This window comes from Gordonia crocea (assembly GCF_009932435.1).
Lineage (GTDB): Bacteria > Actinomycetota > Actinomycetes > Mycobacteriales > Mycobacteriaceae > Gordonia > Gordonia crocea.
This window is the reverse complement of record NZ_BJOU01000019.1, coordinates 118,256-133,146: the sequence shown is the minus strand read 5'-3', so window position 1 is coordinate 133,146 and position 14,891 is coordinate 118,256. Positions and strand designations below refer to the sequence as shown.

Sequence of the window (14,891 nt, the reverse complement as noted above, 5' to 3'; positions counted from 1 at the left end):
TCACCGCACGGTGATCAGCGGCGTCAACCCAAGCTCGGAGGCATCGTCGGCGAGCAGAACCCACGGCTTGGCCGCCCCGGTACCGACCGGTGCGGCCGCCCGGCCGGCATCCTGGCCGACACTGTCGAGCAGGTAGCGGTAGAGCTGCACGATCGGGGCGTCGTTGGCGTACCGCGAGCCGATGATCCGGAATCTCAGGTCGTCGAGCCGCACCCGACCGGCGGCGGAGACGTCGAGCCGATAGCGGCGATGGCCCACCCGGCTCGCCGCGGGGCCGGTTGCGCGGATGGTCGCGGCCTCCCCCAGCGTCCGGGCATGGGTGCCGTGCACGTCGGTCTCGAACACCGACCCGGCGACCGTCACCCATCCGCGCGCCGTCGGCTTGAGCAACCGGACCGCGAATCGATCGGCCGGCGAGTCCGAGCCGATCCCGACGGAGAACCCGCCGAGCACGACGTCGTCGGCGAAGGCGACCTCGATGAGGCTGCCCTCAGCCTCGTCGACGACGCGCACCTCGACTGGTTCGTCGCGGGCAACGGTGTCCAGCTCGAGATTGTTGGTCAACCGCCAGATCGCCGCCTGCGTCGCGGCGATCGCCTCGTGTTCGCGCAGATTGGCCGCTCCCAGGGCATAACCGGCGGCACGCAGCCGGTCGCTCAACACGCGCAACCCGACCACCGGGTACGACTCGTGCAGCACCGTCGAGATCGCCGAGGCCCGGAACCGGGCCGCGTGGACCCCGGTCACCCGGTCCCACGCCCGGGGCCGGTAGACCGTGGGCGAATCGGTGACCATGCCGTTGAAGTCCAGCGAGTAGGCGCTGACGTCGGGGTTGAGGCGGATGAGGTCGGTCCGCGCCGTCGTGCCGTCGGCGAACCGGATCCGCGCCACCGTCGGCGAGTAGGTGCCGCCGCGGTACCGGGTCAGCCGTTCAAACGGCGGTACGTCGACGGCAGGGCTCGCCGCGGGCGTCGCGACGGGGATGACGGGACGCGGCAGGGGACGGGCAAACGCGAGTTCGGACATGTGACTTCTTTTCGATGGAGGTGGGCGGCGTGGCGCACGACGGGACTACCCGTCGGTCATCGACACCGACAACCCGGTGCGACGACGACGTCGCACATTCGCATCGAAAGCAGAACACTCACGCCCACCACGCTAAGCCAGCCGGGCGTCGTTGTGGAGAGTTGCGGCGGGTTCGGATCACGCTGAATCCAACCCCGTGCCGATTTGTCCACCTCTAATCCCCCGGAATTACAGTCAACGGACCGCTTCGGGGAGCACACTTGGCCCCGAATCGCCGGGAAGCCGTGCCGCGACCACCCCCTATTGGAGGACCCGATGACGAATCCGCAGAACGAATCCCAGGCGCTCGGCGACCTCGCCGCGCGGCAACTGGCGAATGCGACCAAGACCAACGCCCAACTGTCGACGATCACCCCGAGGTGGCTCCTCGACCTGCTGCAGTGGGTTCCCGTCGAGGCCGGCATCTACCGGGTGAACCGGGTGGTCAACCCCGACCAGGTTTCCGTCCACGTCGCCCAGGGCGAGTCGGATCTCGACGGCGACCTGCCGCAGACCTTCGTCGACTACGAGACCCATCCGCGCGAGTTCACGCTGCGGCCGATCTCGACCGTCCTCGACATCCAGACCCGCGTGTCCGACCTGTACTCCAGCCCCCACAACCAGGTCGCCGAGCAGCTGCGGCTGACCATCGAGACGATCAAGGAGCACCAGGAGTCCGCGCTGATCAACAACCCGGAGTACGGGTTGCTCGCGCAGGCCGTCCCCGAGCAGCGCGTCGGCACGCTGACCGGACCGCCGACCCCCGACGACCTGGACGGACTCATCACCAAGGTGTGGAAGTCGCCGGGCTTCTTCCTCACCCACCCGTTGGGTGTCGCCGCCTTCGGCCGCGAGGCCACCCGCCGCGGTGTTCCGCCGGCCACCGTCAGCCTCTTCGGGTCCCAGTTCCTGACCTGGCGCGGGATCCCGATCATCCCGTCGGACAAGGTGCCGGTGGAGAAGTCGAAGACCAAGTTCATCCTCGTGCGCACCGGCGTCGAGCGCCAGGGCGTCGTCGGGTTGTTCCAGCCCGACCTCGAGGGCGAGAGCCAGACCCCGGGCCTGACCGTGCGCTTCTCCGGCATCGACCGGGCCGGCGTGGCGTCGTACCTGGTGTCGCTCTACACGTCGTTGGCCGCCCTGACCGATGACGCGCTGGCCGTCCTCGACGACGTCGCGGTGGACAACTTCCATGACTACTCCTGAGCCCCCGGCGCTGGGAGGCACGGGTTTGGGAAACACGGGTTTGGGCGGCACGGGTTTGGGAGGTGGCGGCTCGGTGCCGCGGGAGTTCCGCAGCACCGGCGCCGACAGCGAGTTGCCGGTGAGCGCCGCCGAGCTGGCGAAGCTCGCCGGCCGGCTCTACGCCGCGCCGACTGGGCCCTCTTTCCCGCCGACTGGGCCCTCTTTCCCGCCGACTGGGCCCTCAATCCCGTCGACTGGGCCCTCAATCCCGTCGACTGGGCCCACCACCCCGTCCACGGCGGGGTCGGCGACCGAGGAAATCTCCGCGACACCGCAGTTCTACTTCACGTCGGAGACCGCCCAGCCGTACTACTTCATCGACGAGCAGCCGGTCGTCGACGAGGACGTCCCGACGACCGTCGACATCGACCACCCGGCAGTGCCGACCACCGCGACCACCGCGACCACCGGCGACCAACCGCTCGACGTCGCCGCGGTCCGTCAGGATTTCCCGATCCTGTCCGAAACCGTCAACGGTCGGCCGCTGGTGTGGTTCGACAACGCAGCGACAACGCAGAAGCCCAAGGCCGTCATCGATCGGATCAGTTACTTCTACGAGCACGAGAACTCCAACATCCACCGTGCGGCGCATGAGCTCGCGGCGCGGGCCACCGACGCGTACGAGGACGCCCGCGAGACGACGCGGAAGTTCATCAACGCTCCTCGGGCCGACGACGTGATCTTCGTGCGCGGCACCACCGAGGCGGTCAACCTCGTCGCGCAATCGTGGGGCGCCAAGCATCTCGGCGAGGGCGACGAGATCGTCATCACCCACCTTGAGCACCACGCCAACATCGTCCCGTGGCAGCTGATCAGCCAGCGCACCGGCGCGGTGATCAGGGTGGCGCCGGTCGACGACCGCGGCAACCTGTTGCTCGACGAACTTGAACGCCTCGTCGGGCCGCGGACCAAAATCGTTGCGGCAACCCACGTTTCGAACGCGTTGGGCACGGTGACGCCGGCCAAGAAGATCGTCGAGATCGGTCACCGGTACGGCGCCCGAGTCCTCATCGACGGTGCGCAGAGCATCCCCCACATGCCCATCGACGTCGTCGACCTGGGTGCCGACTTCTTCGTCTTCTCCGGGCACAAGATCGTCGGCCCGACCGGCATCGGCGTGCTCTACGGCACCGAAGACGCACTGGCCGACACACCGCCGTGGCAGGGCGGCGGCAACATGATCGCCGACGTCACGCTCGAGCGCGCGCTCTACCAGGGCCCGCCCAACAAGTTCGAGGCCGGGACCGGCAACATCGCCGACGCGGTGGGTTTGGGGACGGCGCTGCGCTATGTTGCCGACCTCGGGATCGAGCGCATCGCCGCCTACGAGCACTTCCTGCTCGAGTACGCGACGCCGCGGCTCGCCGCCATCCCGGGCGTGCGGATCATCGGGACCGCCGACGAGAAGGCCAGCGTGTTGAGCTTTGTGCTCGACGGCCACGAGCCGCTCGAGGTCGGCAAGGCACTCAACGCGGAGGGCATCGCGGTCCGGGCCGGCCACCATTGCGCGCAACCGATCCTGCGCCGCTTCGGCGTCGAACAGACCGTCCGCCCGTCATTCGCGTTCTACAACACCACCGACGAGATCGACGCATTCATCGACGTCGTCGACAGCCTCGCCCGCGGCGGGGTCTGACCCGCCGTTCGCCCGTCGCGGGAGCCGACCGCAGGTAGCGTCGGGCGCATGCGTCCCCTTCGGTATTCGATCAATGTGACGGTCGACGGCTGCTGCGATCACCTCGCTGGCCGCCCCGACGAGGAGTTGCACGCTTACACCGCGGAGATCCTGGGCCGCGCCGACACCCTCCTGTTCGGGCGGATCGTCTACGAGATGATGGAGTCGGCGTGGCGGGTACCCGACGACGAAGAGCCAGATGACCCGTTTGTCGCGCGCATCAACGCGATGCCCAAGTACGTCGTGTCGAGCACCCTGACCGACGTCGACTGGAACGCCGAACTGATCCGCGGCGACCTCGCCGGGGCCGTGACGCGGCTGAAGGAACAGCCCGGTACGGGGATTTACGTAGGTGGCGTGACGCTGCCACTCGAACTGGCCCGGCTCGGGTTGATCGACGAGTACGAGTTCATCGTCCATCCACGGATCGCCGGCCGTGGTCCGACGCCGTTCGCGGGGTTGGCTGAGTTCGTCGACTTGCGGCTGACCAATACCAGGCAGCTGAAGTCCGGCGCCGTGGCGCTGCGCTACACGCCCGAGGAAGCCTCTTAACGCGCAAAACAGTCATCGGTTAATAACCCAGCCCACACCCAGCCCACATATATTTGAGCTCGCCGGCAGTCATTAGGCACCCTCCCTAGCGCTCCTGAACAGGCCCGCGGCGACTGTTGCCCTAACCGACTCCGCGGCCGCAATGACCTGCAGAAATACCCTGAATGCAGCGGCGGTCGGCGTATCGATTGGCCGACTCGCCGCACGTCCACCTCGCGTCGCTCCCATTGCCCCAAACGGGTGAACCGATTTCCACTATCGGAGACTTATCCGCTATGCCACTTTCGTGCCGATAGGCTTACTTGCGTTCTCAACGCAATATCCCCAAATGTGATCCACATCACTAAATCTCGGGTCAAGGTCACCACAGCGACGACCGGAATCGGCTTGGCTCGTGGCTGTCATCCCCGGCCGCCCATACGGCAATCTGTACACCGGACCCGATGGAACGCTCTACCAGCTCACCTACAGCGATGAAGGCGCTGACGGATCTACCACTATCACCGCCATTTCCGCGGACGGGACTACGGTGAAAAGCACCCAGGTCACCGGCACCCCGGGCGAGCCTGGCGGCCTACGTATCGACGATAGCGGGACGATCTATCTGTTCACGGCAACGCCCACCGCCACCAAGTACTCGATTGTCACCTTTGCCGACCCAACCTAAGCGACCTACCGGCCGTCGAGTTCGCGCAGCAATGCGCGAGTCCGTTCGCGCACCTTGTCGTCGCGGTCGAAGACGATGCCGACATACTCGTCGACACCTGCGTCGGCGAGTTCGCGGATGCGGGCGGTGACCGACTTCTCGTCGCCGACGATAGCCGCGTCGGTGGGGGTGTCATAACCCTCGCGGTCGAGCATCGCCCGGTACGACGGGAGCGAGTTGTACATCCGGAACTGTCGGGCGGCGGCCGCCTTCGACGACTCGACGTCGTCGGTGACGGCGAGCGGCAAAAAGGCGACGGTCCGGACATCGCCGGCCGTGCGCCCGGCCGAGACGGCGGCCTCGCGCAACGTCGGCACGATGTGGTCGCGCAACGTCTTCGGCCCGGTCATCCAGGTGACGGTGCCCGCGGTACGACGACCGGCCAGCCCCAACATCTGCGGCCCGAGCGCGGCGAGATACACCGGCGGCGCGGGCACCTCGTTGAGGGTCATCGCACCCCGCGTCGTGGTCAATGTGCCCACCGCGTCGGCCATCTCGCCGGACAGCAACGGCAGCAGGCCGTCGAGGTACTCGGACATGCGCCGCAGCGGGCGGTCGTAGGAAATACCCCACATTCCCTCGGTCACCACCTGGTGGGTCAACCCAATTCCCAGTGTGAGTCGGCCGCCGGTGATCGCGTTGACCGTCAGCGCTTGTTGGGCGAGCTTCATCGGATGCTGCGGCTGGATGGGCAGCACGCCGGTGGCGAATTCGATCCGCGGCACCTCCCGCCCGGCGACGGCCAGGACGGTCAACGTGTCGGCGTCGGTCGGCATCTGCGTTGCCCAGGCGCGCCGGAACCCCTCCGACTCAAACGTCGCGAGGGTGGCGATGTACTCGTCGAGGTGCAGGGTCTTGCGGCTGTCGACCGCGTGCATGATGGTGATCTCCATCGGTCCAACCTATCGGGTGCGGTCTACCCGGGGCCCAGTCGACGAGAAACAGGGCCCAGTCGACGAGAAGTAGGGCCCAGTCGACGAATGCACGACGACCCCGCCTCCCATCGGAGGCGGGGTCGTCGTCGTAGTCCTATCGGTCCGGCAACCGCCGGACCGTCAGCTCACCAGCTGGACTTCTGCACGCCCGGCAGCTCGCCGGCGTGCGCCATCTCGCGCAGGCACACACGGCACAGGCCGAACTTGCGGTACACCGAGTGCGGGCGACCGCACTTGTTGCAGCGCGTGTAGGCGCGCACGGCGAACTTGGGCTTCTTGTTGGCCTTGTTGACCAGAGCCTTCTTTGCCATCAGTAATCCCTACCGTCAGTTCTTCGCGTTGTTGTCTTTGAACGGGAAGCCGAGCGCGCGGAGCAGCGCACGACCCTCGTCGTCGTTGGTGGCCGACGTGACAACGGTGATGTCCATACCGCGCGGTCGGTCGATCGAGTCGATGTTGATCTCGTGGAACATCGACTGCTCGTTGAGACCGAACGTGTAGTTGCCGTTGCCGTCGAACTGACGGTCGCTCAGGCCGCGGAAGTCGCGGATACGCGGGAGGGCGATCGACACGAGGCGGTCGAGGAACTCCCACATCCGGTCGCCGCGCAGCGTGACGCGGGCGCCGATCGGCATGCCCTCGCGCAGCTTGAACTGGGCGATCGACTTGCGGGCCTTGCGGATCTCCGGCTTCTGACCGGTGATCAGCTCCAGGTCCTTCACGGCGCCGTTGATGAGCTTGGAGTCGCGGGCGGCGTCACCGACGCCCATGTTCACGACAACCTTCACCACGCCGGGGATCTGCATGACGTTCTCGTAGGAGAACTCCTTGTTGAGGGAGTCCTTGATCTCCTCGCGGTAGCGAGTCTTCAGCCGAGGCTGGACCTTCTCAGAGGTGGTCATCTCAGATGTCCTTCCCGTTCTTGCGGGAAATCCGGACACGCTTGCCGGTCTCCTCGTCGGTCCGGTAACCCACGCGGGTCGGGTTGCCGTCGGAGTCCACGACCATCACGTTCGACACGTGGATGGAGGCCTCCTGGGTCACGATGCCCCCGGAGGAGGCGCCGCGCTCGTCAGCCGACGCGGCGGTGTGCTTCTTGATGCGGTTCACGCCCTCGACGAGGACACGCTGCTGCTTCGGGAAGGCCTGGATGACCTTGCCCTTGGCGCCCTTGTCCTTGCCGGAAACGACGATCACGGTGTCGCCCTTGTGCACCTTCATGGTTAGAGCACCTCCGGAGCCAGCGAAACGATCTTCATGAAGCGCTTCTCGCGCAGCTCGCGGCCGACCGGGCCGAAGATGCGGGTACCGCGGGGATCGCTCTCACCCTTGAGGATGACGGCCGCGTTCTCGTCGAAGCGGATGTAGCTGCCGTCGGGACGACGACGCTCTTTGACAGTGCGGACGATGACGGCCTTGACGACCTCGCCCTTCTTGATGTTGCCGCCGGGGATGGCGTCCTTGACGGTGGCGACGATGACGTCGCCGATCCCGGCGTATCGCCGCGACGAGCCACCCAGCACGCGGATGCACAAGATTTCCTTGGCACCGGTGTTATCGGCGACGCGCACGCGGGATTCCTGCTGAATCACTCGTGTCTCCTGACCTGGTGTTGTTGCCCGCCGGATTACCGACCCGACGCGCACGGCCTGCTGCCATCAGACACGTGCCTGCCTGGCGTTTCTCGGTCTCCCGAGGCAACACCAGTGGGTTCACGTGCCGACTCGCGACGCTACTGCGCCGCAGGCAACCGTTTCAGTGTAGGGGAATGCGCAGGTCGGGGCCAAATCCAGCGACGACGAGAGGGCCCACTCGACGAGATCGAGGGCCCAGTCGGCGAGGATCAGGGCCCAGTCGACGAGATCGAGGGCCCAGTCGGCGGAAAACAGGGCCCAGTCGGCGGAAGGGGCGGGGGTCAGGAGCCCAGGCGCAGGAATTCCAGCTGGGCCAGCGACATCGGATCGTCGACGACGAGCCGCAGTGCCGCGACCGGCCCGGGAGCACCAGCGTCGGCACCACCACCAGTGTCGGCACCACCAGCAGCGGCAACAGCGTCGACGGCGGGGGCGACGGCGAAGACCCTGGTCTGGTTCTCCCACCGGAACTGCGCGGTCTGTGCGCCGACCGGCGACCACCGGCCGTCGGCACCGCGCGCCTGCACCTCCCACGCATACGTCCCCGGTGAGACGACGGTGACCGTGTAGTGGTCGACCACCGTCGGACCCGCGAACTCCCATCCGACGTGCCCGCCGGCGCCCAGCACCGCCGGCGCGGTCGCCGACGAGTCGTCGAAGGCGTGGCCGGCGTCGTCGGCGCCCAGCGCACCGGCCCCGTCCGGCGAGGTGAGGTCCACCGGCGGCGCCGGCTGCGCCCCCTCGGCGGTTAGCGACGGCGGCACACTCCCCGCGGCCCAATCCGACGGCGAGGACCCCAACTCGAACTCGATGACCACCCCGTCGGTGAGCCGCTCGCGCTCGATGGTGATGCTGTCCCACGGCTTCCCGTCGACGCGCACCGCCTGCACGTAGACGTTCTCCGACGAGAAACCGTGCGCGACGATGTCGATCTGTGCGCCGTTCTCCAGCGTCCACGTCAACCGCGGCAGGCTCGGCGCGCACAGCACGAACTGCCCGCTGCCGATGGTCACCGGATACAGCCCCGACGCGGCGAGCAGGTACCACGCCGACATCTCGCCGTTGTCCTCGTCGCCGGGGTAGCCCTGGCCGAGATCGGATCCGACGAAGAGCCGGCGCACCGCGTCGCGCACGATCGCCTGGGTCTTGGCGTGGGCGGTACTCCCCTCCCGCGAGGCGAAGGCGTACATGAAGGGGATGTGGTGGGCCGGCTGGTTCGACAGGGCCAGCATGCCCATCCGGGTGTCGCGGGCCTCGCGCATCTCGTGGATCACCACCGGGTAGCCGCCCATGAACTCCGGGCGCCCGGTCTCGGGCAGGGCCATGAACTCGTCGAGGGCCGCCTCGAGTTCCGCGCGCCCGCCGTACAGTTGCGCCAACCCCTGACCGTCCTGCGGCGCGGTGAACCGCGTCCCCCAGGCGTTGGTCTCGGTGTAGTCGGTGCCCCAGTTGCGCGGGTCGAACGGGCCGGTGCGCCAGCCGCCACCGGCCGCCGCGGGTTCCCGGCCGCGGAAGAAGCCGGTCGACTCGTCGAACATCAGCGCGTAGCGCGCGGCCCGCGCGGCGAACCAGACGGCGTTGGCGGCGAACTCCTCGGCCCGGTCGTGGCCGGGGAAGCGTTCGAGCAGGTATCGGGAGAAGGCGGCGATCGCCGCATCGTTGATCGCCGCGTCGATCGTCCACGACATCCCCTCGTGCGCCTCGGTGTCGGCGTAGCCGGTGAACATCGACTGCGCCATCCCCTTGCGGCCGACGAAACGACTCGGCGACGGGACGGTCGCATTGCGCAGGCAGGAGTCGTAGGCCCCGATCACGTCGAAATCGCCGAGATCGGCGATCCCGGCGACGGCGGCATCGGCGAACACCGCGTCGCTCGACGTCCCGGTCATGATGTCGGCGGGCGCCGGTGCCGACCACCGGCTCACCCAGCCGCCGTCGCGGAAGTGCTCGACGAATCCGTCGAGCAGGCGCCCGGTCAGCGTCGGTGCGATCAGGGTGCGCAGCGGCCAACTCGCCCGATAGGAGTCCCAGAACCCGTCGGTAACGGTCAGCCGGCCGTCGACGATCCGCCGCCCGGTGTGCGTCGGGGTGTCGTCGACGTCGGGGCGGTAGGCGAACGGCGAGGCGAACCGCGGCCCGTCCGGGGTCGGCTCCGAGGCGTCGTTCGGGTAGAGGTGCACCCGGTAGAGGCTGGAGTAGAGGGTGGTGAGCTGGTCGGCGCTGGCACCCTCGACGTCGAGCCGCCCGAGGACCGCCGACCAGCGGTCCCTCGTCGCCTCGACGACCTCGTCGAAGGAGCCTGCCGCCCGGTCGTGTGCCAGGTTCCGGCGCGCCTGGTCGAGGCTGATGTGCGAGGTCCCGATGGCGACGGTGACCGACCGGTCCGCGGGCGACAACCCGATGGTAAGCGCGCCGAGCACCGCCTCCCGCTCGTGCCCCGGAAACCGCCGGGCGCTCAGGACCCGACCCTCGACCTCCACGTGGACATACATCCGCGGGACGTGCGTCAGGCCGCCCGGACCGTCGACGTACGCGGTGGCGACGTAGCGCTGCCCCGGTACCGGGTCCGGCAGGTCGAGGAAGCCGTCGGCGTCGAGCTGGTCGAAGACCAGCGATCCGGTGTCGCCGCCGTACGTCGCGCGCAGCCACACCGAATGCGACCCCGCGGTCAGCTCCGCGCGGATCGGCGCGTGCATCCCGTCGTCGAGGACCACCGCGTACAGGTGGGGTCGGTCGAACTCGTCGTCGTGGGAGAACGGCAGCGCCCGGTCGTCGCGGTCGGGCTTGGGGTGGGCCAACGGGTGCGGGAAGACCTGGAAACTCCCCCGGTCGCCCATCCACGGCGACGGGATGTGCGAGGTGGCGAAGGACTGCAGGTACGGCCGGACGGTGGCCGAGTCGGTCGACGGGTCCTGCGGCGGATTCGAGTCGACGCGGCCGGCCTCGTGATACGAGTAGGGCCAGCCGCGGTTGCCGCCGTCGGTCATCGGCAACCCGAAGACGAAGCCGTGCGGCACCGCCACCAGCGGGGCGCACCCGCCGCGGGAAAACCGGTCCGACGAGAAGGTGCCACGCGTGGTCACGACCCGGTCGACCGGATCGGTTCCACCACCGGTTTCGGTATCGGGATCGGTCGCGACGATGTCGACGCGGTCGAGGAAGCCGATCTGGGGCCGCGGCCCGTCGTCGGGGGCGCCGGCCCCACCGATCGGGGTGGCGACCCGCGCGGGCACCACACCGGCCACTTCCACACGGTCGACCGTCTTGCCGGCGGCCGCGGCCAGCGACACGGTCCGCGACGACCACTGGTCGACGGCGAGCATGCGCGCCCGGTACTGCGCGGCCGGATCGACCGCGACGCCGTATTGATCGGCGGGATCGGCATCGGAGAGCCGGGTGCCGTCGGTGAACCGCAGGTCGACGGTGACGGCGGTGGCGGCATAGCCGTCGCGGACGTCGGGTTCGTCGGCGTCGAAGACGGGGAAGACGGCGAATCGCAGCGATGAGTCGGCGGGGATCAGTCGCCCTTCGAGGCCGGTGTCGTCGAGGACGGTGCGCCACGCGGTACCGGCCCGGGCGCGGACCTGGAAACCCCACGGATGGGCGGAGGTGAGTCCGACGCCGGGTTTGGCGTTGACGGCGTATGAGGGGCCGACGCCGCGGACCAGCGGCTCGGGGCAGATCGGGTTACGAGGGTGCGTTGACTTCGCCACGCACCCAGTTTGTCAGGCGGCGGGGCGGCTTAGCCGACGGCGCGCAGGCCGACGGTCGGTTCGATGTCGCGCCCGAGCCACTCGACCACCTCGGCGACCGAATCGCCGGTGGACACGGTGGGCAGCGATGCCATGATTCCCGCGGTCAGGGCGGCGTTGCGCCCGAGACCGTGACGGCTCAGGACGGCCTGGTACTCGTTGATGACCTTGTCAAGGTCTCCATAGGTCACCGCACAGTCGCCGAACCGGGCCGCGGTCAAGCGCGGCGTGGTCGCTGCACGGGTGCTGACGTGGTCCATCACCTGCGTCATCATGTCGATCCCCTCAGATCTCCATCCGCAAATACCCCGTTTGGGGCCTTGCGCAATGCTCCAGGAAACTCCCAGAACACTCACAGTTTGCCACACAAAGCCGCCGGGACGCCAGGAATCACGCGGGGAAACGGGAAACCGTTGAGCCTAAACCACGCCGCGGGCGAACCGTTCAATCAACCGACAGCGGCGTGTCGGTCGGTTGACCAGGCCCGGTGAGCTGGAAAAACACGTCGTCGAGGGAGGGGCTGCGCATGGCGATATCGGCGATGGCGATCCCTGCCTCGCCGGCCCGGCGCACCACCTCGACGAGAACCTCGGCTCCCGCCGCCGCGGGCACCGACACCGACGTCTCGCCGATTCCGCCGTCGGCGGGGAGGAGTCCGCCCAGGGCCTGCGCCAACGCCGGCAGGTCGTCGATGCGGGCCGGGGTGACCTCGCAGACGGTGCCACCGGTCGCCGCCTTGAGTTGCTCGGCCGTACCGGACGCAATGACCCGCCCGTGGTCGATCACCACGATGTAGTCCGAGAGCAGGTCGGCCTCCTCGAGGTACTGCGTGGTGAGCAGCACCGTCACGCCTTGTTCCTTGAGCCGCTCGATCAGCGACCACACCTCTTGCCGGCTGCGCGGGTCGAGCCCGGTGGTGGGCTCGTCGAGGAAGAACACGCGCGGCGACACGACGAGGCCGCAGGCGATGTCGATCCGGCGGCGCATTCCGCCGGAGTACTTCGACACCTGGCGCGCCCCGGCATCGACCAGGTCGAAGTCGGCGAGCAGTTCGTCGGCGCGCACCTGCGCCGCCCGTTTGTCCATCCCGTGCAGCCGACCGAACAGCACGAGGTTGTCCCGACCGCTCAACGCCTCGTCGAGGGCGGCGAACTGACCGGTCAGCGCGATACTCCGGCGGACCTGAGCCGCCTGCGACACCACGTCGAACCCGGCAACGCGGGCCGTGCCGCCATCGGGGCGCAGCAGCGTCGTGAGCATGTTGACCGTCGTCGTCTTGCCCGCCCCGTTGGGCCCCAGCACCGCCAGGACGCTCCCGGTCGCCGCCACGAGCGACACGTCGTCGACCGCGACGGTGTCCCCGAAGACCTTGCGCAGACCGGTCACCTCGATGGCGGGGGCGTCCAGCGCGATGCGCGCCCGGGCCTCCCGGGGGGCGACGGTGCGCGCCGGGGCGAGTTCGGCCTCGGCGACGACGGGCTCCAGCACCGACTTGGTGACACTCGGACCGGAGTCGACGCCGTAGTAGTCGTCGAAGGCCTCCGGGACGGCGATGATGTTGGGCTCGCCCTCCCCACCCGCCCGGCCGGGGGTGCTGGGCGACACCGCGGGCTTCGCCGGGGTCACCGCCGGCCCGGCCGGGGAGACGTTCGTCGGCGGCTCCGATCTCGACACTTGCTTCCCTTCATCCATTGCTGGCCAATCTATCGTTCCCGGCGCGCAGACCTCGGCAAGCGCATCACCGGCCTACCGCCGCACGCCGGTATCCGCGCACCGCGGGATAGCCGAACACGACGAGGGCGCCGACGAACCAGGCGGCCACCACCACCAGGTCGGCGGCGGCGCTCTCTCCCGAGGCCAGGTGGTTCATCGCGTTGATCGCCGGCGTCATCGGCTGGTGCTCGACGAAGGGCCGCAACACCCGCGGATACTGGTCGACCGGGTTGAACCCGGCGTTGAAGAACATCATCAGGCTGCTGATGAGCGAGATGACCGGCACGATGGGCGAGTCCGGGCGGGCGTTGACCGCCAGCGCGAGCACACCCACCGAGAAGGCGGTACCGAACATCACCGCGACTGCGATGATCCCCAGCGCCGAGCCGAGGGCCGCCACCGCACTCCCGTGGAACCGGAATCCCATGGCCATCCCGATGAGCAGCAGCAGGACGGTCACGATGACGATGCGCACGACCTCGGCAAGCAGACGCGAGGTCAACTCCGCGGCCCGGTTGATCGGCAGCACGTGCAGCCGGGCCAACAATCCGGTGCGCCGTTCGTTGTTGAGGCGCACCGCGCTGGTCACCGAACCGAACATCGCGCTGACCACGATCACCAGGGGCACCGTCGCGTAGATGCTGTCCTTGCCCATGGCCGCGCCGACGACGTCGCCGAAGACCACTTTGAACAGCAGGAGGGTCAGCGCGGGGACCGCGACGATCTGGATGACCGTCGAATAGTCGGCCGCCTGGACGCGTAACTGGCGGTTGGCGAGCACGACGCTCTCCCTGGCCCACGCGGCGATCTCCCCCACCCATGACCGCCGGTCGGCCGGCGTCTGGGCCGGCGCCGCGGTCACCGGCGGACCCGCCCGGTCGCGACGACGACGAGCGCGGCACCGACGGCGAGCAATCCCGCGGCCCACCAGAGCGCCGGCACGATCGACCCGGCGGACCCGGTGTTCAGGGCGCGCATCGCGTCGGCGAACGCCGAGATCGGCTGGTTGCGCACGAAGGGCTCGACCCAGTCGGGGAACTTCTCCACCGGCATGAACCCCGTCGACAGCATCCCCAGGACCAGCACGGGCAGGGTGAGGACCTGACTGGTCGCCTCCGGCGTTCCCGCCAACAGGCCGATGCCGTCGGCGATGAGGACCAGCGCCACCCCGACGGCAAAGGCCAGCGCGAACAGGCCGGCGGTCCCGGCGACGCCGCCGTGCGGGCGCCATCCGATGATCAGGCTGACCAGCGCCGCACAGAACAGGGATGCGACGAGCAGCACCGCGTTGGCGGCCAGCCGTGCCGACGGCGGGGTCATCAACCCCATCGGCAAGGTGCGGAACCGGGTGTTGATGCCGTTGACCCGGTCGAACGCGACCCGCACCGCCGCCGCACTCGCCACGAAGGCCGTCGCCTGCAACGCGATCACCGGCATCAGGAAGGAGGCATAATCCATCGTCTGGTTCATCTGCGATTTCAGCGGGATGTAGAAGCAGACCGCCAGCACCACCGGCGACGCCAGCGCGAAAACGATCTCGCCGCTGCGCACGATAGAGGCCAGCCCGCGCGTCGTCAGCACCCACCATTGCCTCATGGGCACCAAGCCTATCGT

The 14,891-nt window shown here is 68.6% G+C and carries 15 protein-coding genes; 4 read left to right on the top strand and 11 right to left on the bottom strand.

Annotated features, from left to right (window positions below; all coding sequences use genetic code 11):
* Window positions 1-1,026: a TQXA domain-containing protein gene (locus nbrcactino_RS17350; RefSeq protein WP_161928702.1), complete on the bottom strand. Its 1,026-nt coding sequence runs from the start codon at window positions 1,024-1,026 to the stop codon at window positions 1-3.
* Between the two features lie 315 nt (window positions 1,027-1,341).
* Here nbrcactino_RS17350 and nbrcactino_RS17345 point away from each other — a divergent pair, with 315 nt between their 5' ends.
* The 4 genes from nbrcactino_RS17345 (at window position 1,342) to nbrcactino_RS17330 (ending at window position 5,204) form a co-directional block, all read left to right on the top strand.
* Window positions 1,342-2,271 carry a family 2A encapsulin nanocompartment shell protein gene (locus nbrcactino_RS17345; RefSeq protein WP_161928701.1) on the top strand — a complete coding sequence of 310 codons (930 nt, stop codon included), beginning with the start codon at window positions 1,342-1,344 and terminating at the stop codon, window positions 2,269-2,271.
* Window positions 2,213-3,946: a family 2A encapsulin nanocompartment cargo protein cysteine desulfurase gene (locus nbrcactino_RS17340; protein ID WP_371864611.1), complete on the top strand. Its 1,734-nt coding sequence runs from the start codon at window positions 2,213-2,215 to the stop codon at window positions 3,944-3,946. The genes nbrcactino_RS17345 and nbrcactino_RS17340 overlap by 59 nt, the downstream gene beginning before the upstream one ends.
* A 48-nt stretch (window positions 3,947-3,994) precedes the next feature.
* Window positions 3,995-4,537 (top strand): dihydrofolate reductase family protein, encoded by a 543-nt coding sequence (locus tag nbrcactino_RS17335; protein ID WP_161928699.1) that lies wholly within the window; start codon window positions 3,995-3,997, stop codon window positions 4,535-4,537.
* A 394-nt stretch (window positions 4,538-4,931) separates the two neighbouring features.
* Window positions 4,932-5,204: a hypothetical protein gene (locus nbrcactino_RS17330; protein WP_161928698.1), complete on the top strand. Its 273-nt coding sequence runs from the start codon at window positions 4,932-4,934 to the stop codon at window positions 5,202-5,204.
* 5 nt (window positions 5,205-5,209) lie between these two features.
* Here the strand turns inward: nbrcactino_RS17330 and nbrcactino_RS17325 are convergent, their stop codons facing one another.
* The 10 genes from nbrcactino_RS17325 to nbrcactino_RS17280 all read right to left on the bottom strand — a co-directional run bounded on the left by nbrcactino_RS17325 (window position 5,210) and on the right by nbrcactino_RS17280 (window position 14,873).
* Window positions 5,210-6,136, bottom strand: coding sequence for a TIGR03564 family F420-dependent LLM class oxidoreductase (locus nbrcactino_RS17325; RefSeq protein ID WP_161928697.1), 927 nt, complete (start codon window positions 6,134-6,136; stop codon window positions 5,210-5,212).
* A 167-nt stretch (window positions 6,137-6,303) separates the two neighbouring features.
* The gene (locus tag nbrcactino_RS17320; RefSeq protein ID WP_007319192.1) at window positions 6,304-6,489 is read right to left on the bottom strand and encodes a type Z 30S ribosomal protein S14; all 186 of its coding nucleotides are present in this window, start codon (window positions 6,487-6,489) and stop codon (window positions 6,304-6,306) included.
* 15 nt (window positions 6,490-6,504) lie between these two features.
* Window positions 6,505-7,080: a 50S ribosomal protein L5 gene (gene rplE / locus nbrcactino_RS17315; RefSeq protein WP_161928696.1), complete on the bottom strand. Its 576-nt coding sequence runs from the start codon at window positions 7,078-7,080 to the stop codon at window positions 6,505-6,507.
* A 1-nt stretch (window position 7,081) separates the two neighbouring features.
* Complete coding sequence (gene rplX / locus nbrcactino_RS17310) at window positions 7,082-7,399, bottom strand: 50S ribosomal protein L24 (RefSeq protein ID WP_124246725.1); 318 nt, start codon at window positions 7,397-7,399, stop codon at window positions 7,082-7,084.
* Between the two features lie 2 nt (window positions 7,400-7,401).
* Entirely contained in the window at window positions 7,402-7,770 is a 369-nt protein-coding gene (rplN, locus tag nbrcactino_RS17305) for a 50S ribosomal protein L14 (protein ID WP_161928695.1), read from the bottom strand.
* A 323-nt stretch (window positions 7,771-8,093) separates the two neighbouring features.
* Window positions 8,094-11,525, bottom strand: coding sequence for a GH92 family glycosyl hydrolase (locus tag nbrcactino_RS17300; protein ID WP_161928694.1), 3,432 nt, complete (start codon window positions 11,523-11,525; stop codon window positions 8,094-8,096).
* Window positions 11,526-11,554: 29 nt separating this feature from the next.
* Window positions 11,555-11,839, bottom strand: coding sequence for a hypothetical protein (locus tag nbrcactino_RS17295; RefSeq protein WP_161928693.1), 285 nt, complete (start codon window positions 11,837-11,839; stop codon window positions 11,555-11,557).
* A gap of 169 nt (window positions 11,840-12,008) precedes the next feature.
* Complete coding sequence (locus nbrcactino_RS17290; protein ID WP_161928692.1) at window positions 12,009-13,256, bottom strand: ATP-binding cassette domain-containing protein; 1,248 nt, start codon at window positions 13,254-13,256, stop codon at window positions 12,009-12,011.
* A gap of 46 nt (window positions 13,257-13,302) precedes the next feature.
* Window positions 13,303-14,139: an ABC transporter permease gene (locus nbrcactino_RS17285; protein WP_161928691.1), complete on the bottom strand. Its 837-nt coding sequence runs from the start codon at window positions 14,137-14,139 to the stop codon at window positions 13,303-13,305.
* On the bottom strand, window positions 14,136-14,873 hold the full coding sequence (locus tag nbrcactino_RS17280; RefSeq protein ID WP_161928690.1) for an ABC transporter permease: 738 nt from the start codon (window positions 14,871-14,873) through the stop codon (window positions 14,136-14,138). Before nbrcactino_RS17280 ends, nbrcactino_RS17285 begins: the two co-directional genes overlap by 4 nt.
* Between the last annotated feature and the right edge of the window lie 18 nt (window positions 14,874-14,891).